Raw genomic sequence first — 21236 nt, 5'->3', positions numbered from 1 at the left:
TGCCGGGCGGGCTGAGGGTCCCGCCAGGCGCCGCGGCCCGCGGGTGTTTCCGGGGCCGGACCCCCTACGAGCCCTCCTGCGGCCGGGCCGGCATCACGAACGCTCCGGCGGCCAGGCCAGCATCGCCGTCGCGGCCACGGCCGCCAGCTCCTCCGCCGTCGCCCCGTCGCGGGCCTGCTGGGACATGCCCTGGAGAACGGCGCCGCTGAAGCGGGCGAGGGCCCGGGCGTCGGTGTCGGCAGGCAGCTCGCCCGACTCGACGTCCTGGCGTATCCGGGCCTCGAAGGACGCCAGATTGCGATTCCTGCGCGCTCTCAGGGCCTCCTCGACCTCGGGGGTCGAGCAGTTGATCGCGGCGGAGATCATCAGGCAGCCGCGGGGGTGGCCGGGCTCCGTGAAGAGTTCGGCGGCCTCGCTCAGGACCCGGCCGATGGCGCCGCGGGCGGTCGCCTCCTCCTCGAAGGCCCGGCCGCCGTACGCGCCGTAAGAGCCGGCGTAGGCCTCGACGACCTCCTCGAACAGCGTCTTCTTGTCGCCGAAGGCGGCGTAGAGGCTGGGGGCGCTGATGCCCATGGCGCGGGTGAGGTCGGCGACGGACGTCGTCTCGTAGCCGTGCTCCCAGAAGGCCATCGTGGCCTTCTCCAGGGCCGTGAGCCGGTCGAAGGAGCGGGGGCGGCCGCGCTGTGTCGTCACCATGGAGTGAATTCTATAGCGACTGCTACGGAAGTGGGGTACGGTCTTTCCATAGCGACCGCTACAGAAATGAGGGGGGCGTCGTCATGGGCGTGCTCGAAAGCAGGACCACGGGGAAGCCGGCCGGGAAGCTGGCCGGGAAGACGGCGTTGGTGACGGGCGGCAGCCGGGGCATCGGGCGGGGCATCGCCGAGCGGCTCGGCCGGGACGGGGCGCGGGTCGCCGTGCACTACGGGAGCAACGAGGCGGCGGCGAAGGAGACGGTCGCGGCGATCGAGGCCGCCGGCGGCGAGGCCTTCGCGATCGGGCAGGAGCTGGGGGTCCCGGGGGACGCGGAGGCGCTCTGGGCCGCGTTCGACGCCCATGCGGAAGGCCTGGACATCCTGGTGAACAACGCGGGGATCGGGACCTCGGCGCCGTTCGCGACGATCGGCACGGAGGAGTACGAGCGGATCTTCGCCGTCAACACCAAGGCGCCGTTCTTCCTCGCCCAGCTCGGCGCGGAGCGGCTGCGCGACGGGGGCCGGATCGTGAACGTCTCGACCGGCCTCTCGCACGCGGCGGTGATGCCGGACCTGGTGGCCTACGCGATGTCGAAGAGCGCGCTCGACGTGTTCACCCGCTATCTGTCGAAGGTGCTGGGCTCGCGCGGGATCACGGTCAACGCGGTGGCACCGGGCATCGTGGACACGGACATCAACGCGGGCTGGCTGCGGGGGAACGACGAGGCCTGGGCGGGAGCGGCGGCGATGTCGGCCCTGGGCAAGGTCGGCACCCCGGAGGACATAGCCGATGTGGTGGCCTTCCTGGCCTCGCACGACGGGCGCTGGGTGACCGGGCAGTGGATCGACGCGACGGGAGGCTCCATCGCCTGACGGTCAGGGCGCGGAGGGGTTCGAGTGGCTGGTGGGAGACGGGCGGCCGACGATGGAGGCGGCGGGTGCGTCCGGGAGCTGGAACGGCATGAGGGGAAGGCCCCTCCTCTGCTAGATTTGGCTTGATTGGTCTATACCACATGGCTCCTCACCAGCCCCTCACCAGATCGGCAGGCACAGCGTGGAAGTTGTCATCGTCAAGGACGCCAAGGCGGGCGGCGAGCTCATCGCGGACGGCATCGCCGACCTCCTGCGCCGCAAGCCCGACGCGCTGCTCGGCGTGGCCACCGGCTCGACTCCGCTGCCCATCTACGACGCCCTGATCGCCCAGGTCGGAGCCGGCTCCGTGGACGCCTCGCGGGCCCGGATCGCCCAGCTGGACGAGTACGTCGGCCTGCCCTCGGGCCACCCCGAGTCGTACCGCTCCACCGTGCTCCGCCAGGTCGTCGAGCCGCTCGGGCTCTCCCCGGAGGCCTTCATGGGCCCCGACGGCTCCGCCGAGGACGTCCTGGCGGCCTGCGAGGCCTACGACACGGCGCTCGCCGAGGCCGGTGGCGTGGACCTGCAGATCCTCGGCATCGGCACCGACGGGCACATCGGCTTCAACGAGCCGTGCTCCTCGCTCGCTTCCCGCACCCGGATCAAGACGCTGACCGAGCAGACCCGCGTGGACAACGCCCGCTTCTTCGACAACGACATCGAGCAGGTGCCGCACCACGTCATCACCCAGGGCATCGGCACCATCCTGGAGGCCCGTCACCTGGTGCTGCTCGCCACCGGCGAGGGCAAGGCCGAGGCCGTGGCGCAGACCGTCGAGGGCCCCGTGGCGGCGCTCGTGCCGGCCTCCGCGCTACAGCTGCACCCGCACGCCACGGTCGTGGTGGACGAGGCCGCCGCCTCCAAGCTGAAGCTCGCGGACTACTTCCGTCACACCTTCGCGAACAAGCCCGCCTGGCAGGGCATCTGAACCGCCCGGAATCCCCGTACACGAAGGGGCCCGGCACCTGTTCAGGTGCCGGGCCCCTTCGTGTACGGCCTTCCCGTACGACGTGTGCCGGAGGCGCTGGTCAGGCGCCGGTTCCGGCGACGGCCTCGGCGGCCGCGCGGCCGCAGACCCGGGCCGCGCCGTGCGTGGCGATGTGCAGGGCCCCGCGGGGCTCCGCCTCGTTGAGGCCCATCTCGACCACGACGGTGTCGGGGCGGGCCGCGACCAGGGCGTCCAGGGCCCCGGTCATCCACGCGTGCCGGTGGGCGTCACGTACGACCGCCACGATCCGCCGCTCCCCCGCGGCGGCGAGGACGGCGTCCACGGAGGAGTCGGCGTACGAGCCGGTCTCCGTGCCGGGCAGCAGCCGCTCCAGCTCGGCGGCGATGCCCCAGGGGGTCTCCTCGCCGACCGCGAAGTTCGCGACGGGGGTGAAGGAGGCCACGTAGGGAGCGCTGGTCATCGGGGTGTACGGCCGCTCCCCCCGGGTCACCTTCAGGGCCCGGCGGGCGGCGACGAGTCCGATGTCGGTGCCGGGCGCGGTCCCCTCCTGCACTGCCGCGCCCGACACCGATCCAGCCCCCCTGGCCCGGTGCGCCTGGGTCCAGGCCGCCAGGGCGCGCACGCGCGCCGCGGCGTCGGCCAGCCGCTCCTCGGGCAGTTCACCGGTCCGTACCGCGTTGACGAGCGCGTCGCGCAGCTGCAGCACGGTGTCCTCGTCGCACAGCCCGCCGCCGACGCAGATGGCGTCGGCGCCCGCGGCGATGGCGAGGACGGATCCGCGCTCGATGCCGTACGTCGCCGCGACGGCCTGCATCTCCATGCCGTCGGTGACGATCAGCCCCTCGAAGCCCAGCTCCTGGCGCAGCAGACCGGTGAGGATCTGCGGGCTCAGGGTGGCCGGACGGTTCGGGTCGAGCGCGGAGAGCAGGATATGCGCGCTCATGACCGCTTTGGTACCCGCGGCGACGGCGGCGCGGAAAGGCACCAGCTCACGGGTGTGCAGTGTGGCGAGGTCCACATCGATCCGGGGCAGCGCGTCGTGGGAGTCCACGTTCGTGTCGCCGTGTCCGGGGAAGTGCTTGGTGCAGGCCGCGACCCCGACGCCCTGGAGGCCGTCGACGTACGCCACGGTGTGCCGGGCGACCAGGTCCGGGTCCGGCCCGAAGGACCGGACGCCGATGACCGGGTTCTCGGCGTTGGAGTTGACGTCGGCGGACGGCGCCCAGTTGAGGTCGACGCCGCAGGCCGCGAGCCGGCGGCCGAGTTCGCGGGCCACGGCCCGGGTGAGCTCGACGTCGTCGACGCTGCCGAGGGCGTAGTTGCCGGGGAACGACGAACCCTGCTTGACCTCCAGGCGGGTGACGTCACCCCCCTCCTCGTCGATGGCGACGAGGACGTCGTCCCGCTCGGCCCTCAGCTGCGCGGTGAGCGCGGTGAGCTGCTCGGGGCTGACGATGTTCCGGCCGAACAGGCCGACCGACGACAGGCCCTCGCCGATGCGGCGGAGCAGCCAGTCGGGTGCGGTGGTGCCGACGAAGCCCGGCTGGAGCACCGTGAGCGCGTCACGGGTCAGGGTGTCCGTGCCGTGTACGAGTGTGGTCATGGGGAGCCCTTATCCCTTCACCGCGCCGGCGGTCATGCCGCCGACGGCCTTGCGCTGGAGGAAGAGGAAGACGATGAGCACGGGGAGCGAGAAGAGCGTGGAGGCGGCCATGGTGGCGCCCCAGTCGCTGCCGAACGCGGTCTGGAACTGGGTCAGCCAGAGCGTCAGCGTCTGCGACTCCTTGTCCTTGTTCAGCATGAGGATCATGGCGAACTCGTTCCAGGCGGTGATGAAGCCGAAGAGCGAGGTCGACATCAGGCCGGGGGCGAGCAGCGGGAAGATCACCTTGCGGAACGCCTGGCCCCGCGTGCAGCCGTCGATCTGCGCGGCCTCCTCCAGCTCGACCGGGACGGCGGCGATGAAGCCGCGCAGGGTCCAGATCGTGAAGGGGAGGACCATCACGAAGTAGACGAGCGTGAGCATCGGAATGCTGTTCAGCATGTCGTTCTCACGGGAGATCATGTACATCGCGATGACCATGACCTCCCAGGGGGCCATCTGCGCCAGCATCACGACGAGGACGATGCCCTTGCGGCCCTTGAACCTCATGCGGGCGATCGCGAAGCTCGCGGCCAGGGCGACGACGAGGGCCAGGAGCACGGCGCCGATGGTGACCGTGAGGCTGTTGGTGACGTACGTCCAGAAGAGGTCGACACCGGTCGCCGTCGTGTAGTTCTCCAGCGTCGGGGTGAAGACGAAGACCGGGTCCTTCGTCATGATCTCGTGCTGCGGCTTCAGCGAGGACGAGAACATCCAGTAGACGGGGAAGACGAACACCACCGCGAGCACGAGGGCGCTGACGTTCTTGGCGACCGTGCCGACCGTGAGCGGCTTCCTGGTGCGCAGCTTCTGCGGAGTCTGGGTGGTGGTGCTCACAGCTCCTCCTCCTGCTTCAGGATCAGGCGGAAGTAGAAGGACATGACCGCGATGAGCATCACGATCGTCAGGATGGAGATGGCGGCGGCGACACCGTAGTGGAACTGGCCGACACCCTCGATGTAGGCGAAGACCGGAAGGGTCTCGGAACCGCGGTCGGGGCCGCCCAGGTTCATCGCGTAGACCTGCGCGAACGCCTTGAAGATCCAGATGATCTCCAGGAACGTGGTGATCAGGAAGAAGGACTTCAGGTTCGGGAAGACCACGGACCAGAAGGTCCGCCAGCCGCTGGCGCCGTCCATCTTGGCGGCCTCGTACAGCTCGGACCCGACGGTCGTCAGGGCGGCGTACATGTTGAGGGCGACGAACGGGACGGAGCCCCAGACGAGCAGGATCAGGATGATGACCAGGGCGGAGAAGCCGGTCTCGAACCAGTTGTGCTGCTCGTAGCCGGAGAAGCCCAGCGTGCGCATCAGCCAGTTCACGACTCCGAACTGCTCGTCGAAGAGCCAGCGGAAGACGGTGACGGAGGCGACGATCGGCATGGCCCAGGCGAACATCAGGGCCAGCGAGAGGACCAGTCGCATCTTCTTGCCGAGGCGGTTGAGCAGCAGGCCTATGCCCGTACCGATCGCCATGATGAGGGCGACGTTGACGGCCGTGAAGACGACGCTTCGGACGACGACGGTCCAGAAGTCCGGGTCACCGAGGAGATCGGTGTAGTTGTCGAAGCCGATCCAGACCGACTCGCGGGTGATGAACTCCCTCCGGTTGATCTGCTGGAAGGAGAGGATCACATTGCGGATCAGCGGGTAGAGCAGCAGCACCGCCATGGACAGCAGGGCCGGCGCGACGAGCAGGTACGGCAGCAGCCCGCCGGGCAGGGAACGTCTGCCACGCGAAGGCTGAAGGACTTCCTTCGGGCCCGAAGGGGATGGCGGAGTCTGAGACTTCCCTGCCGCCCTCCCGGGCGCGTCCTGAGGACCGGCGGTCGCCGTCCCCTGGGAGTCCACGGTCATGGTCTTATTCCTCGCGGTTCTGGGGCTCCCGCGCCCACCGGGGCGCGGCCCGGGGGAGCGGGCCGCTGATCACTCTTGAAGCGCCGGTGGTGCGGCCGGTGCGATACCGGCCGCACCCTCGGGCTACGGATTACTGCTGGTTGATGCGCTCGTTGATGACCTTGTCGGCCGCCTCGCCGGCCGCCTTGGCGTCCTCACCCTTCAGGACCTTGGTCATGTAGTCCTTGATCGGGTTCGGGGCGGTCTCGACGTTCGCCCAGCCCGGGGTGACCGGGGTGACCTTGCCGGAGGCGGACGACGCGGCCATGGCCTCGGCGAAGGAGCCCGCGGCCGGCTTGAACTGCGCGGCGTCGGTGTTGGGAAGCAGCGCGCCCTCGGTGGCGGTCGCGTACTTCGTCATGTACTCCTTGCCGGCGGCGAGGGCCAGCCACTCCTTCGCGAGGTCCTTGTTCTTGGAGCGCTCGGCGATGGCGAGGTTGGAGCCGCCGAGGAAGACGGAGCCCGGCTTGTCGGCGGTCTTGCCCGGGATCGGGAAGTAGCCGAAGTCGGCGGTCTTGCCGGTCTTCTTCATGGCGTCGATCGCGCCGCCGGCCTCCCAGCCGAGACCGATCCAGGACGACACGCCGCCCTTGGGGACGATGTCGGTGGACTGCTGCGGGGTCGCCTCGTCCTTGTCCTTCGGAGCGGTCGAGTAGGACGCCAGCTCCTTGTAGAAGTTCACGGCGTTGACGGCCTCGGGGGAGGACAGGTTGCCCTTCCACTTGTCGCCGTCCTTGACCGCCAGGTCGCTGCCCTCGTCCCAGATGAGACCGGCGAGCACGTACCAGGACTGACCCGGCAGGTAGATCGCCTGCGACTTCGGGTCGGAGGCCTTGAGCTTCTTCAGACCGTCGATCCACTCGGCGCGGGTCTTCGGCGGGGTGACACCGGCCTTCTTGAAGGCGGCCTTGTCGTAGACGACGACACGGTTGGCGGCGTACCACGGGGCCGAGTACAGCTTGCCGTCCAGCTCGTTGGACGCGACCATGCCCTTGTTCCAGGCGTCGTAGCCCAGCGTGGCCTTGTCGCCGGACAGGTCGGCGAGGCCGCCGGTGTCGGCGTAGCCCGCGGTCTGCGTGTTGCCGAGCTCCAGGACGTCCGGCGGGGTGTCCTCGGAGAGGGCGGTGGTGACCTTCTCCTGGATGCCGTTCCAGATCTGCTTCTCGACCTTGACCTTGACGCCCGGGTGCTTGGCCTCGAAGGCCTTGTTCACCTCGGCCATCCACGCGTCCGGCGCGGAACCGTCCATGACCCAGACGGTCAGAGTCTTGTCGCCCCCGGCCGACGCCTTGGCGCCGTCCTTACCCTTGTCACTGTCGGAACCGCACGCAGCGATAGAGACCATCATGCCTGCGACACCGATTGCCGCGATGAGCTTGCGCTTCACGCCACCCTCCTCAGGGATGCCTGCAACCCCTGCCCACCGCGCGAAGACATACGTCAGGTAGTGCTCGTGGGGCTGGGACCTGGTCTTTAATGGTTTAGACCAGTACCCGGAGCTTGGCCTAGACCTTTAGGGGTGTCAAGGGTGTATAAGAAGGGCAGTCGCGTCCGTTATCGGACCGACACCTGAGGGAGGGCGACGACCCGTGACCGGTCCGTGCCACCATGTGAGCCGCGACAGACGGAGGAGCCGGTGACGGCAGCAGCACAGGAGTCGGGAAGGCAGGCAATGGCCACGGACGCGGGCAGCACGGAGACGGAAGGTGGGGCACCCACCCGTACCGCGCGCGTGCCCAAGTACTACCGACTGAAGCGGCATTTGCTCGACATGACGGAGACCCTGCCGCCCGGCACGCCGGTCCCGCCGGAGCGGACACTCGCCGCCGAGTTCGACACCTCGCGCACCACCGTGCGCCAGGCCCTCCAGGAGCTGGTCGTCGAGGGTCGCCTGGAGCGCATCCAGGGCAAGGGCACCTTCGTGGCCAAGCCCAAGGTCTCCCAGGCCCTGCAACTCACCTCCTACACGGAGGACATGCGCGCCCAGGGTCTCGAACCGACCTCGCAGCTCCTCGACATCGGTTACGTCACCGCCGACGACACGCTCGCCGGACTGCTCGACATCTCGGCCGGCGGACGGGTGCTGCGCATCGAGCGACTGCGCCTGGCGAGCGGCGAGCCGATGGCGATCGAAACCACCCATCTGTCCGCGAAGCGCTTCCCCGCGCTGCGTCGCTCGCTGGTGAAGTACACCTCGTTGTACACCGCCCTCGCCGAGGTGTACGACGTGCACCTCGCCGAGGCCGAGGAGACCATCGAGACCTCCCTGGCCACCCCGCGCGAGGCCGGACTGCTCGGCACGGACGTGGGTCTGCCGATGCTGATGCTCTCCCGCCACTCGCTGGACGCCCAGGGCGAGCCGGTCGAGTGGGTGCGGTCGGTCTACCGCGGCGACCGGTACAAGTTCGTGGCGCGACTGAAGCGCCCCAACGGCTGAGCCCTTCCGTACGACACGAACGGCCGCACCCCACCGGGTGCGGCCGTTCGGCGTCTCCGGAGGCCGCACGCAGGGATCCGGAGGCGGTACGGAGGGATGCGGAGGCCGTACGGGGGATGCCGAGGCCGTAAGGCGAGATCCGGAGGCCGTACGGGGAGATGACGGCCGCCCGGCACCTTCCGCCTGGCAGGAACGTGACGCCTCCCGGAAACCCCCTGATGAGCGGCGCGCGGCGGCCGTACGTACGGACTGGCTCCTAACGGCCACGCACTTGGCGCCAGCCGTTCTCCGGTGACACGGCATCCCCGGCGGGCCAGTCTTGGACCTGTCGGAGCCGCCCGGGAGAGTCCGGGAGCGACGCAGGGAGACCCGCCCCCGACATTCCCCGCCCGTCTCGCCAGGAAGGCAGTTCCGCCATGCTCAGCGCCGCCCGTTTCGCCGCTTTCGCCCGTGTTCAGGTCCGCCCCGCCCTCGCCCTGCTCGTCCCCGCCGCGGCCGCGCTGACCCTCGTCCTGGCGGCGGAGCCGGCGTCCGCGGGAGCCGCGGCGGTCGCCACCGCCGACGGTGCGCCGGCCGCGGCCGCGCAGACCACCAACGGCGACGACGGCTTCTCCTGGGGCTGATCGTCATCTACCTCATCGGCATCTCGATGAGGGCATCGGACGACGAACCCGCACCGGACACCGACCCCCCACCGGCCCCGTCCGCCGCACTCCTCGTCGAGACGCTGCACCGCGTCGCCCGTCCGCAGGACCGTTTCGAGTCCGCACGGGCGCTGGTTCTCGACCGGTCGGTCCGTCTCGCCCTGTACATCCGGGGCCCTGACGAGATCGAGGCCGTCGGCCACGCGCTGCTGCTCTGCCGGCGCCTCCTCGGCCACTCCCCCGAGCTCTCCCGCCACCGCATCGCGGACTTCCGGCTGCTCTGAAGCGCCCCCACACGCCGCGCTCCACACCGAATCCCCCACGCCGAAACCCCTGACCGCCCTTCCAAGGAACCCCCATGCCCAGGGCCCGTCCCAGCGTGTCCGTCATCATCCCCAACTACAACTACGAGAAGACCCTCCACGCCTGTCTGACCTCGGTCTTCGCCCAGACCCACGCCCCGCTCGACGTCATCGTCGTCGACGACGCCAGCACCGACAGGTCCCGGGACATCGCCCGGGAGTTCGACGTCGTCCTGATCGCCAACCCCCGCAACAGCGGGGTGTCGGCCGCCCGGAACCTCGGCGCCGCCGCCGCCCGCGGCGAGATCCTCTTCTTCCTCGACTCGGACACGGCCCTCCACCCGGAGGCCCTCGCGAACGCCGCCGACCTGCTCCGGGACGACCCGGGTCTCGGCTGTGTCCACGGGGTGCTCGACCCCGAACCCCTCTTCGACGACGGGCCCGTGGAGCGCTACCACGCCCTGCACGCCCACTTCTGGCGCCGCCGCGCCGTCGGCGAGGTCCGTACCGCCTTCTTCGCCCTCGGCGCGATCCGCAAGGAGGTCTTCGAGGCGACCGGCCCCTTCGACGAGAACCTCCGGGACTCCGAGGACGTCGAGTACAGCGGCCGGCTCGTCCGGACCCACCGGATCCTGATGACCGAGGCGATCCGCGGCCGGCACGACGACGTCGACCGGCTCGGAGCGATGCTCCGGGAGCAGTACCGGCGTTCGCAGCTGCTCATCGCGGCGCTCGGGCAGCTGCGGGAGGGCGGTCTCACCGCCAACCGGCCGCTCGGCGTCCTCGCCGCCGCGCTCACTCTCCCCACGCTGCTCCTCGGCCTGCTCACCCCGTGGCTGCTGCTCGTCCCCGCGCTGTGCGCACTGCTCTTCGCCTGCGCCGATCCGGGTCTGAGCCGGTTCGCGCTCCGGACCCGCGGTCCCGGCTTCCTCCTCTACTTCACCGCCGTCCACTTCGTGCTGCACCAGGCGATCGTGCTCGGCGCGGCCCGCGGCACCGTCCGCTGGCTCACCGAGCCGGACTTCGGGCCCAGCGTGCGCCGTCGCGGAGAGCAGGTCCCGGGAGACCGTCCCGAAGTCACCGCCACCGCCGCGGCTTCCCCCACCACCTCCACCACCTCCATCGGATGACCGCCGCGCCCACTCCCGTACGCCCCATCCCCCCAGGAGTCCGTTCATGGCCACGCCCACGCTCACCGGCCGAGAGGCGCCGACGGCCCGCCCGCCGGCCTCCCGCCCTCCCAGTCGGCTCGCCGACCTCACCTCCCTCGTCCGCCCGGGACAGTGGACGAAGAACCTGGTCGTCGTCCCCCTCGGTCTGCTCGGCGCGCCCCACCTCGACGGTGCCGCGCTCGGCGGGGCCCTGGCCGCGATCGGCGTCTTCACCCTCGCGTCCGCGCTGATCTACCTGGTCAACGACATCGGCGACCGGGACCGGGACCGCCGCCACCCGGAGAAGCGGCACCGGCCGATCGCCGCCGGGCGGATCGGCGTCGCGACCGCCGTCTCCTTCGCCGCCGCCCTCGCCGTCCTCCTCGCGGCGACGGTCGGTCTGACGGTCCTCACCGGGACGGCATCGCTCGTCGACTGGTGGCCGGTCGCCGCGTACGTCGCGCTCAACGCCGCGTACAGCAAGGGGCTCAAGCACGTCCCGCTGCTCGACGTCTTCATCGTCGCCCTCGGTTTCGTCCTGCGGCTGGCGCAGGGCTGCCTGGCCTCGGGGAACCCGGTGCCGAGCTGGCTCACCCTCTGTGTCTTCTCCCTCTGTCTGCTACTGATCCTGGGCAAGCGGCGCCACGAGATGGCGGTCGGCGGGGTGCTGCACCGGCCCGCGCTGCGCGGCTACACCCTCGGCTTCCTCGACCAGCTGCTCGCCTTCACCGCGGTGCTCACGGCGGTCAGCTACGTCCTGCAGGTGCAGGACAGTCCGGTCTTCGGCCCGCACGCGCCGCTGGTCGCGGTGCTCACCGCCCCGTTCGCGCTGTTCGGGCTTGCCCGCTACCTGCAGCTGCTCGTCGTCGACGCGGGTGGCGGCAACCCCTCACGGGCGCTGTTCAGCGACCGGATGACCGTCGCCAACGCCCTGCTCTGGTCGGCGCTGCTGGCCGGTGCGTGGCCGCTCAGCCACCTCGGATCCTGAGGCCGGTCATGACCACCACCGCCCCTGCCGCCCCACCGACCGCGGGGACCGTCACCGAGCCCAAGCCCCCGCGCGGCCGCCTCCGCCGCGCCCTCCCCGTCCTCTTCCCGATCGCCGTCGTCACCGGTATCGGCTTCGCCCTGTACGGCCGGGCCGGCGAGCTCGCCGCCCTCGTCCTGCGGCCCGACTCCGTTCCCTACCTCCTCGCGGCGCTGGCCGCCAACGCCCTCGCCGTCCTCCTCTCCATGGCCACCTGGCGGACCCTCCTCGCCGACCTGGGCCCCGGGGTGCCGGGCAGGACCGCCACCCGGATCTACTTCACCTCCTACCTCGGCAAGTACGTGCCGGGGGCCGTCTGGGGCGTCCTCGCCCAGCTGAGGATGGGCGGTGCGGCGGGGGTGTCCGCGCCGGTCGTGCTCGCCGTCTTCCTGCTCAACCTGATCGTGGCCGTCCTCACCGGTCTCGCCGTCGGCCCGCTCGCCGCGCCCTGGACGCTCGGCGCCGAGGCCTGGTGGCTGGTCCTGCCGGGCGCGGTCACCCTCGCCTGGGCCGTACGGCCCGGACTGCTGCACCAGCTGGCCGCGTTCGCCGCCCGGCTCGCCCGCCGGCAGGTGCCCGCCACCCGGGCGAGCGACCGGGGCATGCGCCGGGCCCTGGCCTCCGCCACCGCCTCCTGGGCGGTCGGTGGGCTGCACCTGTGGGCGCTCGCCGTGATGCTCGGCGCCCCGCCGCTGACCGCGCTGCCGGTCTGCGTGGGCGGCTTCGCCCTGGCCACCGCCGCCGCCAGCCTCGTGGTGGTGCTGCCGGACGGCTGGGGCGCCCGCGAGGCACTGCTGCTCCTGGCGCTGACCGCCGTACTGCCCTGGCAGGAGGCGACCGCCGTCGCCGTCGCCAGCCGGGTGGTCTGCACGCTCAGCGAGGTCCTCGTCGGAGGCGCCGCCCTCCTCCTGACCCTCCCCCGCCGTTCGGCTCCCCCCACCCTCCCGACCCCCGCAAAGGACTGACCATGCCCCCGCTGTACTCCGTCGACGACTGCGAGTCGCTGACGACGAAGCAGGTCCACGGCCTGTACAAGGACCACGTCAACAAGAGCCAGGTCTCCCTGATGACCTCCTTCGGCTTCGGCCAGGAGCTCGTCGAGAGCGCCGAGGGCGTCTGGATCACCCAGCGCGACGGCCGTCGGGTGCTCGACTTCACCGGTGGTGTCGGGGTCCTCAACCACGGCCACAACCACCCCCGGATCCTCGCCGCCCGGCAGCGCTTCCAGGAGCGCAGGAGCATGGAGGTCCACAAGACCTACTTCTCGCCGTACGTCGCCGCCCTCGGCCACAACCTCGCGGAGCTCCTGCCCGGCGACCTGAACATGTCGTTCTTCCCCAACTCCGGTGCGGAGGCGGTCGAGGGCGCGGTCAAGCTGGCGTACAAGTACCACGGCGGCCGGCGCTCCCGGGTGCTGCGGTCCGACATCTCCTTCCACGGCAAGCTGCTCGGCTCGGGCAGCCTGACCGGCCAGAACCAGTCCGGGTTCCAGTTCCCGGGCATCCCCGGCGTGGAGATCTTCCGGTACGGGGACCTGGACTCGGTCCGGAAGCTCGTCGCCGAACTCCGTACCGACAAGGGTGAGTCGGACGTCTACGCGATCCTCATCGAGCCGCTGTCGGCGTCGACGATGAACGAGTGCTCGGAGGAATTCCTGCGCGGGCTGCGGGAGTTGTGCACCGCCGAGAAGATCGTGCTGCTCTTCGACGAGATCTACACCGGCTGGGGCAAGACGGGCACCCTCTTCCACTTCATGCGGTACGAGGGTCTGGTCCCCGACATCCTCACCACCTCCAAGTCCTTCGGCGGCGGCAAGTCCTCCATCTCCGCGTTCGTCGCCCGTGAGCCGATCTTCCGCAAGGCCTACGACAACCTCACGGACGCCCTCCTCCAGTCGACGTCCACCACCTACTACGGCTTCGGCGAGGAGGCGGTCACCGCCATCGAAGCCGTCAACGTGGCCGTCGAGGACGACTATCCGGCCCGCGCCCGGGACATCGAGCGGATCCTCGCCCCCGGTCTCGAACGGATCGCCAAGGAGTACCCGGACGTGGTCGCCGAGGTCCGCGGGCACGGCGCGCTGCACGGTGTGTTCCTGCACAAGGGCCCGAAGATCCTGGAGCTGGTGACGAAGCTGGTGCCGGGCGCGATGACGAAGGACCCGCGCTTCCGCACCAAGCTCATCACCTCGTCGGTGGTCAACGCCCTCTACCGGGACCACGGCATCTACACGTACTACACGCTCAACGGCGACAACCCGCTGATGGTCGCCCCCTCGCTGGTCGCCGAGCCGCACGAGGTCGAGTTCTTCCTGGACTGCCTCGACAAGACCCTGGCCCAGGGTCTGCCCCGTCTGCTCACCCGTTTCGTCAAGGAGAAGGTGTCGTCGCTGTGGTAGAGCGCATTGTGGTGACCGGCGGTGCCGGCATGCTCGGTTCGACCCTGATCGACCGACTGCTCGGCGACGGCCGCCAGGTGCACTGTGTGGACCTGCGGGCCCCGCGTACGGAGCACGAGAACCTGACGCACACCGTCTCGGACGTCCGGGACGCGGTCACGATGAAGCGGGTCACGGCGGACGCGGACGTGGTGGTGCACTGCGCCGCCGCCCTGCCCAGCTACCCGGCCGACATGATCCGCTCGGTGATCGTCGGCGGGACGGAGGCGGTCCTGACGGCCGCCGAGGCGAACGCCGTGCCCCGGGTCGTGCACATCTCCTCGACCGCCGTGTACGGCCTGCCGAAGGTGGTGCCCACGCCGGAGGAGTACCCGCGCGAGCCCGTCGACACGTACAGCGCCGCCAAGGCGGAGGCCGAGGAGGTCGCCGAGCGCTTCCGGGGCCGGGAGATGTGCGTACCGATCCTGCGGCCCAAGACCTTCCTCGGGCCGGGCCGGATGGGCCTGTTCGCGATGCTCTTCGAGTGGGCCGAGGAGGGCCGGAACTTCCCGGTCCTGGGCCGGGGCGACGTCCGTATCCAGATGTTCGACGTGGACGACCTCGTCGACGCGGTCGTGACCGCGATGGACGCGCCCGCCGAGACGGCCGACGACACGTTCAACCTGGGGGCCACCTCGTTCGGCACGATACGCGAGGACTTCCAGGCCGTCCTGGACGCCGCCGGACACGGCAAGCGGGTGCGCTCGATGCCCGCGAAGCCGGCGCTCGCCGCGCTCAGCCTGCTCCAGCGCTCCGGGCTCTCCCCGGTCTACGGCCGCCTGCTGCACAAGCTCCTCGACGACAGCTTCGTCTCCACCGACAAGGCACGGGACGTCCTGGGCTTCCGGCCGAACCACTCCAACCAGGACGCGATCCTGCGCACCTTCGCCTGGTGGCGCGAGCAGCAGCGCACCGCCGCCGCGCACCCCGCCGGCGCCCGCCCCGCGAAGAAGAGCGAGGGCGTCACCAGTGTCGAACCGTGGCGGCAGGGAGCCCTCTCCCTCGCCAAGGTCCTTTTCTAGGAGAGCCCGACCATGTCCCCCAGCGTCTCCGGCGACCGGCATCCCCTGGTCTCCGTCATCGTCCCCAACTACAACTACGGCCGCTCGATCGGCCTGTGCGTCGAGGCCGCCCTCGCCCAGACGTATCCGAACGTCGAGGTCCTCGTCGTCGACGACTGCTCCACCGACGACTCCGCCGCGATCGCCGCCGCGGCCGGCGCCCGGGTGGTCTCCACCGGCGTCAACAGCGGGGTCGCGGTCGCCCGCAACCTCGGCGCCGCACAGTCCTCGGGCGAGATCCTGGTCTTCCTCGACTCCGACGTGGCCATGCACCCCGACGCCGTCGCCAAGTCGGTCGAACTGCTCGGCTCCGGACAGGGGTACGGGGCGATCTGCGGCACCTACGAGCCGGAGCCGCTCATCCGCGACAGCCTCGTCGAGGAGTACCGCTCGCTCCAGCAGTACTACCTGCTGCTGAAGTCCGAGGGGGTCATCGACACCGTCCACACCGCGATCCTGGCCCTGTCCCGGCAGGTCTTCGACGAGGTGGGGCCGTTCAACCCGATCCTGCGGCACACCGAGGACCAGGACTACGGGCGGCGCATCTCCGAGCGGTACACGGTCCTCAGCTCCCTGGAGGTGCGCGGCCGGCACGACCACGACGACACCGTGCGGATCGTCCTCGACAAGGTCTTCGCGCGCGCCCGGCTCGCCGTGCCGCTCATCCTGAGCCGCCGGGCCCTCCAGGGCGGCTTCGTCACGGGCCCGCGCGCCGGGGCGAGCCTCGCCGCGCCCCTGACGGTGGCCGCGCTCGCCGCGCCGCTGCTGTGGGGGGCGGTGTGGGCGCTGCTGCCGCTCGCCCTGTTCGTCCTCGGCGTGTGGGGCGATCTGGACATGTACCGGGTGGTGCGGCAGCACCGGGGGCGGCTGTTCCTCGGGTACTTCGTGGCCGTCAACTTCCTGGTGAACCTGACGGTGTTCGTGGCGATCGGGGTCGCGGGCGCGCAGTGGCTGTGCTCGAAGCGGTTCCGGCACCTGTACGACCCGCAGCCCCGGCCCGACGCGGCGCCGGTGACCGTGGGCGCCTCCCGTGGCTGACACGCTCGCGCCGGCGGAGACCGTGGCCGTACGGGGCGCCCCCGCCCGGCACCGCCTGAACCGGCTCGTCCTGGGCGCGGCCCTCGCCTGGCTCGTCCTCCTGCTCGTCGAGTGGGCGGCGGACGGCCGGATCTGGCTCGGGCATCTGGTGGGTATCGTCCCGCCGGCCGCCTTCGCCGTGGTCCCGCTGCTGCTCGCCGCCCTGGCCCCGCTGGCCCGGGGCGCCGCCCGGTGGCGGAGCCTCGCGGCGGCCGCACTCGCGCTGATCGTGGGTTTCGGGCAGTCGGGCTTCGATCCGGCGGCGCTGTGGCGCTCGGAGCCGGGGCCCGGCCCGGACTCCGTGCGGGTCTTCGCCTGGAACACCAACTCGTGGAACCAACTGCTCGGTACCCAGGACCACTTCTACGCCTTCCTGAAGGCGAAGGACGCGGACGTCTATCTGCTGCACGAGTACCAGCACGTGAGCGCCGACCGCAAGGTCAGGCTGCCGATCGACGACCTGGCGCGGCTGCGCCGGGAGTTCCCCGGCTACCAGGTCGCGGTCCGGGGCGAGCTGGTGACGCTCTCCCGCTTCCCGATCCTGCGGCAGCCGGCCGTGGGCCCGGCCGGCGACCTGGCGCCGGGCGCGGACTGGCAGACCGAGTACCGGGAGAACAAGGTGCTGCGGACGGATGTACAGGTCAGGGGCCGGACGGTCTCGTTCTACAACGTGCACATGCCGGTGTGGAACAGCATGCCGGACGGGCTGCTCTCCGCCGCCTTCTACCGCCACATGCGGGAACGGTTCGCCCCGCGCCGGGCCCAGTACGCCGGGCTGGAGGCCGACCTCGCGGCCAACCACAACCCGGTCGTCGTGGCCGGTGACTTCAACGCGACGGCCGCGATGTCCGACCTCGACCCGCTGCGGGAGCGCCTCGACGACGCGGCGGACGTGAGCACCGACCCGTACCCCACGAGCTGGGAGGAGGGCGGCTGGAAGCCCTTCTGGCGGACCGACTGGGCGTTCACCGGGAACGGGGCGAAGGCCGAGCGGTACGAGTTCAACGAGCCGGAGAAGCTCTCGGACCACGCGGTGCAGGACCTGTGGGTGTCCCTGCCGGGGAACGGGTGAACGACGTGCTGCTGTACTGCGCCCTGGTCTGGGCGGTGTTCCTCGCCCTGCACCTCGCGCTGAACGGGCGCTGGTGGCCCTGGCTCGCGGTCTCCCTGCTGCCGCCGCCGGCCTTCGCCGCCGTCCCGCTCGCCCTGCTCGCCGCGGCCGCGGTCACCGGCGGGTGGGCGGCCGGGGCGCTCGCCGCGGGCTGCCTGCTCGCGGGCTGGTCGCAGAACGGGATCAACCCACGGGCGCTCCTCCACCGCGCCGGTGGCGCCGGTGGCGGGGATGCCGCCGGTGGCGCCGGTGACGGGCTGCGGCTCGTGTCCTGGAACACCCAGCACTGGAACCAGGGCGGCGACCCGGACCGCTTCTACGCCTTCCTGCGCTCCCTCGCGGCCGATGTGTACGTCCTCCAGGAGTACCTGAACGGCTTCGAGGGCGGCGAGGTCTGGGACATCGACGACGAGGAGCGGATCCGGGCCGCGTTCCCCGGCCACCACCTCGCCGTCGACAACAACTCCGTGACGCTGTCCCGGTTCCCGCCCACCGGCCCGCCCGTGCCGGTCGGCGCCTGCTCGCTCCGGGTGGACCTGCGGATCGGCGACGGGATCCTGTCCACGTACAACGTGCACATCCCCGTCCAGCTGACCGTGATGAACCCGCTGCGCCCGGCCTTCCTCCGGGACATGCGGCGCCGGGCCGCCGCCCGCGACCGGGAGTACACGGCGCTCGTCGACGACCTCCGGGACAACCCGCACCCGGTCCTGGTGACCGGGGACTTCAACACCAGCGCGGCCATCGGGGACATCCGCCGGATGCGCCGGATGCGCCGGACGCACGGCTCGCTGCGCGACGCGATCGGGGCCTGCCGCTCGCTCTGTCCCGCCAGTTGGAACGCCCGTGCGCGGCTGCGGCTCTGGCGGATCGACTGGGCGTTCACCGGCGGCGGCGCCCGGGTCGGCTCGTACCGCTTCCGCGACGCGGAGGGCCTGTCGGACCACCTGGTCCAGGAACTGACCGTGACCACCCCCCACCTTCGAGACAGAGGGAAGAACTGATGGAGTACACCAACCTGGGCGGCCCCGAGGGCCCCCGCGTGAGCACCCTGTGCCTGGGCACCCTGCCGTTCGGCACCCGGATCGACGAGGCCGCCGCCTTCGCCGTCCTCGACCGCTTCCACGAGGCCGGCGGCACCTTCATCGACACCGCCAACACCTACGCCTTCTGGGAGCCGGGCGCGACCGGCGCCGAGAGCGAGCTGCTCATCGGCCGCTGGCTGCGCAGCCGGGGCGTCCGGGACGAGATCGTGCTCGCCACGAAGGTCGGCGCGCTGCCCGACCCGCCCGGTTCGGCCTGGCCGGAGTGCGCGGAGGGGCTGTCGGCCCCGGTGCTGCGCCGCCAGGTGGAGGAGAGCCTGCGGAACCTGGGCACGGACCGGATCGATCTCTACTACGCCCACATCGACGACCGCAGGACGCCGGTCGCGGAGACCATGGGCGCCTTCGGTGAGCTGGAGGACACGGGGAAGATCGGCCGGGCCGGCTGCTCCAACTTCGCGGCCTGGCGGATCGAGGAGTCGCGGGGCGCGGCGGTCGCCGCCGGGGTGCCGGACTACGCGGCCGTGCAGCAGCGGTACACGTATCTGCGACCGCGCCCCGGCGCCGAGTTCGGGGTGAACCCGCACGCCTCGGAGGAGCTGCTCGACTATCTGGGGACGCGTCCGGAGCTGACGTTCACCGCGTACACGACCCAGCTGACGGGGGCGTACACCGATCCGGGCAAGGAGGTACCGGAGCAGTACCGGCACGAGGGCTCTGAGCGGCGCCTGAAGGTGCTCGCGGAGGTCGCGGCGGAGCTGGGCGTGACCGCCAACCAGGTCGTCCTGGCCTGGGCGTTGGGCGGCGAGCTGCCCGTACTCCCGGTCATCGGGGCGAGTTCGACGGCGCAGCTGGACGAGACGCTCGACGCGGTGGGGCTGCGTCTGGACGCGGAGCTGAGGAAGCGGCTCGACGATGTCGACTGAACAGGTCGCACGGATACAGGAGTTCGCGCTGCGCCATCGCGTGGCCGTCGGGGTGGCCTGGCTGCTCGTGCTGGTGCTCGGCGGCGCGGTGGCGGTGCTGGGCCTCGGCCGGCTCGACCAGTCGTTCACCGCGTCCGGCGGGCCCGGCCACCGTGCGAACCAGGCGATCCAGCAGCGGTACGGGAACGGGGCCGCCGTCGCCCCGCTGGTCGCCGTCGCGACCTGGCCCGCCGCCACGGACGTACGCGCCCCGGGCGCCGCCGGGCGGTTCGCGGCCGCGGTCGAGCGGGCGGCGGGCCCGGGCACGCGGACGGTCTCGTACGCGGGCACGGGCGACGAGGGGTTCCTCGGGGCGGACGGCCGGACCGCGTACGCGCTGGTCTACCCGGGCGCCGGAAAGCCCGACCTCGCGGGGCTCACGGCCGTCGAGGAGGCGGCGGGCACCCTGCACGCGGGGCTCCGGTCGGCGCTGCCGGAGGCCCGGGTCGAGGTGACCGGCGTGCTCCCGCTCCAGCACGACAGCGCGGTGGCGGGGCCGGGCACGGTGGCCCTCGCGGCGAAGGCTGCCTGCGGGCTCGGGCTGCTCCTGCTGCTGGTCCTGGCGTTCCGCTCGCCGCTCGGGGCCCCGGCGCCGCTGCTGCTCGCCGGGGTGACCTCGGTGGGGGCGCTGGTCCTGGTGGAGGCGGTGGCCGGGTTCACCGAGATCAGCTTCATCGTGGTCTATCTGGTGCCGGTCACGGCGCTGGTGCTCGCGGTGCACCGCTGGGCGCAGCCGCCGGAGACCGCCGCCCGGTCGGCGGTGGCGGCCGGTGCGGCGGGAGCGGCGGCCTGCGGGGTCCTGGCGCTCTTCCCGGCCGCGTTCCTGCGCTCGGTGGGGATCGCGGGGCTCGCGGTGTGGGCGGTGGGCACGGCGGCTGCGCTGACCCTGACGCCGGTGCTCCGCGCGACGGCGACGGCGACAGGGACCGCGACACGGGCCACGTCGGCACGGACCGCGTCGGTACGGGTCGGGTGGCGGCTCCGCCCGGTCCCGGCGGCCGTCGGCCTGTCCCTCCTCGTCCTGCTCGCCGGCGCGGCCACGCAGCTGCGCGTGGGCAATCCGGAGGCCCACGCCCTGGTGGCGAGCGGCCCCGCCCGCGACGGCCTCGACCGGCTCACGGCGGCCGGGGTGCCGTCGGGGGTCCTGAACCCGTTGGAGGTCCTGGTCCCCGAGGGCACGGACGCCGAAGCCGTGGCCGCGCGGGCGTCCCGGGTCCCGGGGGTGCTGCTCGCGGCCGCGCCGGCGGCGGGCGAGTGGCGTCGCGAAGGTTCGGCCGTGGTCGTGGTCGTACCGGAGGAGGAACCGATGACGGCGGCGGGGGCGGCGACGGTGACCGCCCTGCGGTCGGCACTCGCCGAGGGGACGAGTCCCACCCCCGTCGGCGGTTCCGGAGTGGTCGACCGCGACCTCGTGGACGGCGTCTACACGCTCCTCCCCTACGCCGTCCCGGCAGCCGCCCTGGCCGCCTTCGGGGTTCTCACCGCCCTCACCGCGGCGGGCGCGGCCGCGCGTGCCGTGCTCCGCGCCCTCCTCGCCTCCGCCGCCTCGGCCGGCGCGCTCACCGTCCTGTGGCAGTGGGGCCCGCCCGACGCCGGAGCCGTCACGGGCTGGGTCCCTCTGGTCGTGGGTGCCTTCGCCTTCTGCGTGTCCCTCGACCGCTCGGTGGCCTCGGCGGCGGGCGGCCCGTCCTGGGCGGGACCCGTGGCGGCCGGCGTCGGCGCGCTCGCGGTGCTCGCGGCCGGGATCGGTCCACAGGTCGAACTGGCGCTGCTCGTCTCGGGGTTCGCGATGGCGGCGGTCCTCGACGCACTGGCCGGCCGGGACCGCGTACCGTCGGCGTCCCCCACGCGTCCCGTACCTCGGAGTTCATTCCAATTGGTCTAGACC

Annotated in this window: 20 protein-coding genes; 15 read left to right on the top strand and 5 right to left on the bottom strand. The window is 71.8% G+C overall.

Features of this window, described 5'->3' with window-relative positions; translation table 11 throughout:
* Positions 1-93: 93 nt before the first annotated feature.
* A complete protein-coding gene (locus OG462_RS28995) occupies positions 94-696 on the bottom strand; it encodes a TetR/AcrR family transcriptional regulator (RefSeq protein ID WP_406062036.1) in 603 nt (200 codons plus the stop codon).
* 83 nt (positions 697-779) lie between these two features.
* Between OG462_RS28995 and OG462_RS28990 the strand changes: the two genes are divergently transcribed.
* Positions 780-1568: an SDR family oxidoreductase gene (locus OG462_RS28990; protein ID WP_406062034.1), complete on the top strand. Its 789-nt coding sequence runs from the start codon at positions 780-782 to the stop codon at positions 1566-1568.
* A 181-nt stretch (positions 1569-1749) separates the two neighbouring features.
* Positions 1750-2535 carry a glucosamine-6-phosphate deaminase gene (gene nagB / locus OG462_RS28985; protein ID WP_406062032.1) on the top strand — a complete coding sequence of 262 codons (786 nt, stop codon included), beginning with the start codon at positions 1750-1752 and terminating at the stop codon, positions 2533-2535.
* 100 nt (positions 2536-2635) lie between these two features.
* Here nagB and OG462_RS28980 read toward each other — a convergent pair whose 3' ends face one another.
* From OG462_RS28980 to OG462_RS28965, 4 genes are all read right to left on the bottom strand, one after another.
* Complete coding sequence (locus tag OG462_RS28980) at positions 2636-4159, bottom strand: glycoside hydrolase family 3 protein (RefSeq protein ID WP_406062030.1); 1524 nt, start codon at positions 4157-4159, stop codon at positions 2636-2638.
* Between the two features lie 9 nt (positions 4160-4168).
* Positions 4169-5035 carry a carbohydrate ABC transporter permease gene (locus tag OG462_RS28975; protein WP_406062028.1) on the bottom strand — a complete coding sequence of 289 codons (867 nt, stop codon included), beginning with the start codon at positions 5033-5035 and terminating at the stop codon, positions 4169-4171.
* A complete protein-coding gene (locus OG462_RS28970; protein WP_406062026.1) occupies positions 5032-6054 on the bottom strand; it encodes a carbohydrate ABC transporter permease in 1023 nt (340 codons plus the stop codon). Before OG462_RS28970 ends, OG462_RS28975 begins: the two co-directional genes overlap by 4 nt.
* A 130-nt stretch (positions 6055-6184) precedes the next feature.
* The gene (locus OG462_RS28965; RefSeq protein ID WP_406062024.1) at positions 6185-7480 is read right to left on the bottom strand and encodes an extracellular solute-binding protein; all 1296 of its coding nucleotides are present in this window, start codon (positions 7478-7480) and stop codon (positions 6185-6187) included.
* 285 nt (positions 7481-7765) lie between these two features.
* Here OG462_RS28965 and OG462_RS28960 point away from each other — a divergent pair, with 285 nt between their 5' ends.
* The 13 genes from OG462_RS28960 to OG462_RS28900 all read left to right on the top strand — a co-directional run bounded on the left by OG462_RS28960 (position 7766) and on the right by OG462_RS28900 (position 21233).
* Entirely contained in the window at positions 7766-8530 is a 765-nt protein-coding gene (locus OG462_RS28960; protein ID WP_266900895.1) for a GntR family transcriptional regulator, read from the top strand.
* Positions 8531-8946: 416 nt separating this feature from the next.
* Positions 8947-9153, top strand: coding sequence for a hypothetical protein (locus OG462_RS28955; RefSeq protein ID WP_406062022.1), 207 nt, complete (start codon positions 8947-8949; stop codon positions 9151-9153).
* Positions 9154-9179: 26 nt separating this feature from the next.
* Positions 9180-9458: a hypothetical protein gene (locus tag OG462_RS28950; protein WP_406062020.1), complete on the top strand. Its 279-nt coding sequence runs from the start codon at positions 9180-9182 to the stop codon at positions 9456-9458.
* 74 nt (positions 9459-9532) lie between these two features.
* Positions 9533-10606, top strand: coding sequence for a glycosyltransferase family 2 protein (locus OG462_RS28945; protein WP_406062019.1), 1074 nt, complete (start codon positions 9533-9535; stop codon positions 10604-10606).
* Positions 10607-10652: 46 nt separating this feature from the next.
* Complete coding sequence (locus tag OG462_RS28940; protein ID WP_406062018.1) at positions 10653-11615, top strand: UbiA prenyltransferase family protein; 963 nt, start codon at positions 10653-10655, stop codon at positions 11613-11615.
* A gap of 8 nt (positions 11616-11623) precedes the next feature.
* Entirely contained in the window at positions 11624-12619 is a 996-nt protein-coding gene (locus tag OG462_RS28935) for a lysylphosphatidylglycerol synthase domain-containing protein (RefSeq protein WP_406062016.1), read from the top strand.
* 2 nt (positions 12620-12621) lie between these two features.
* On the top strand, positions 12622-14052 hold the full coding sequence (locus tag OG462_RS28930; RefSeq protein WP_406062014.1) for an aspartate aminotransferase family protein: 1431 nt from the start codon (positions 12622-12624) through the stop codon (positions 14050-14052).
* A complete protein-coding gene (locus tag OG462_RS28925; RefSeq protein ID WP_406062013.1) occupies positions 14046-15113 on the top strand; it encodes an NAD-dependent epimerase/dehydratase family protein in 1068 nt (355 codons plus the stop codon). The genes OG462_RS28930 and OG462_RS28925 overlap by 7 nt, the downstream gene beginning before the upstream one ends.
* A gap of 12 nt (positions 15114-15125) precedes the next feature.
* On the top strand, positions 15126-16190 hold the full coding sequence (locus tag OG462_RS28920; RefSeq protein ID WP_406062012.1) for a glycosyltransferase: 1065 nt from the start codon (positions 15126-15128) through the stop codon (positions 16188-16190).
* Positions 16183-17301: an endonuclease/exonuclease/phosphatase family protein gene (locus OG462_RS28915; RefSeq protein ID WP_406062010.1), complete on the top strand. Its 1119-nt coding sequence runs from the start codon at positions 16183-16185 to the stop codon at positions 17299-17301. Before OG462_RS28920 ends, OG462_RS28915 begins: the two co-directional genes overlap by 8 nt.
* Positions 17298-18344, top strand: a complete 1047-nt coding sequence (locus tag OG462_RS28910; RefSeq protein ID WP_406062008.1) for an endonuclease/exonuclease/phosphatase family protein — start codon at positions 17298-17300, stop codon at positions 18342-18344. Before OG462_RS28915 ends, OG462_RS28910 begins: the two co-directional genes overlap by 4 nt.
* A complete protein-coding gene (locus OG462_RS28905; protein WP_406062006.1) occupies positions 18344-19309 on the top strand; it encodes an aldo/keto reductase in 966 nt (321 codons plus the stop codon). Before OG462_RS28910 ends, OG462_RS28905 begins: the two co-directional genes overlap by 1 nt.
* A complete protein-coding gene (locus tag OG462_RS28900) occupies positions 19299-21233 on the top strand; it encodes an MMPL family transporter (RefSeq protein WP_406062004.1) in 1935 nt (644 codons plus the stop codon). Before OG462_RS28905 ends, OG462_RS28900 begins: the two co-directional genes overlap by 11 nt.
* Positions 21234-21236: the final 3 nt, after the last annotated feature.

Source organism: Streptomyces sp. NBC_01077, assembly GCF_045162855.1.
Taxonomy (GTDB): Bacteria; Actinomycetota; Actinomycetes; order Streptomycetales; family Streptomycetaceae; genus Streptomyces.
Note: the sequence above shows the minus strand (reverse complement) of the source record. Positions and strands in the feature narration are given on the sequence as shown.

Excerpts from the sequence above, each read along its gene's own strand:
- OG462_RS28995 (WP_406062036.1), bottom strand. The coding sequence starts at position 696 with ATGGTGACGACACAGCGCGGCCGCCCCCGCTCCTTCGACCGGCTCACG.
- OG462_RS28990 (WP_406062034.1), top strand. The coding sequence starts at position 780 with ATGGGCGTGCTCGAAAGCAGGACCACGGGGAAGCCGGCCGGGAAGCTG.
- OG462_RS28980 (WP_406062030.1), bottom strand. The coding sequence starts at position 4,159 with ATGACCACACTCGTACACGGCACGGACACCCTGACCCGTGACGCGCTC.
- OG462_RS28970 (WP_406062026.1), bottom strand. The coding sequence starts at position 6,054 with ATGACCGTGGACTCCCAGGGGACGGCGACCGCCGGTCCTCAGGACGCG.
- OG462_RS28960 (WP_266900895.1), top strand. The coding sequence starts at position 7,766 with ATGGCCACGGACGCGGGCAGCACGGAGACGGAAGGTGGGGCACCCACC.
- OG462_RS28955 (WP_406062022.1), top strand. The coding sequence starts at position 8,947 with ATGCTCAGCGCCGCCCGTTTCGCCGCTTTCGCCCGTGTTCAGGTCCGC.
- OG462_RS28950 (WP_406062020.1), top strand. The coding sequence starts at position 9,180 with ATGAGGGCATCGGACGACGAACCCGCACCGGACACCGACCCCCCACCG.
- OG462_RS28945 (WP_406062019.1), top strand. The coding sequence starts at position 9,533 with ATGCCCAGGGCCCGTCCCAGCGTGTCCGTCATCATCCCCAACTACAAC.
- OG462_RS28940 (WP_406062018.1), top strand. The coding sequence starts at position 10,653 with ATGGCCACGCCCACGCTCACCGGCCGAGAGGCGCCGACGGCCCGCCCG.
- OG462_RS28935 (WP_406062016.1), top strand. The coding sequence starts at position 11,624 with ATGACCACCACCGCCCCTGCCGCCCCACCGACCGCGGGGACCGTCACC.
- OG462_RS28930 (WP_406062014.1), top strand. The coding sequence starts at position 12,622 with ATGCCCCCGCTGTACTCCGTCGACGACTGCGAGTCGCTGACGACGAAG.
- OG462_RS28920 (WP_406062012.1), top strand. The coding sequence starts at position 15,126 with ATGTCCCCCAGCGTCTCCGGCGACCGGCATCCCCTGGTCTCCGTCATC.
- OG462_RS28905 (WP_406062006.1), top strand. The coding sequence starts at position 18,344 with ATGGAGTACACCAACCTGGGCGGCCCCGAGGGCCCCCGCGTGAGCACC.
- OG462_RS28900 (WP_406062004.1), top strand. The coding sequence starts at position 19,299 with ATGTCGACTGAACAGGTCGCACGGATACAGGAGTTCGCGCTGCGCCAT.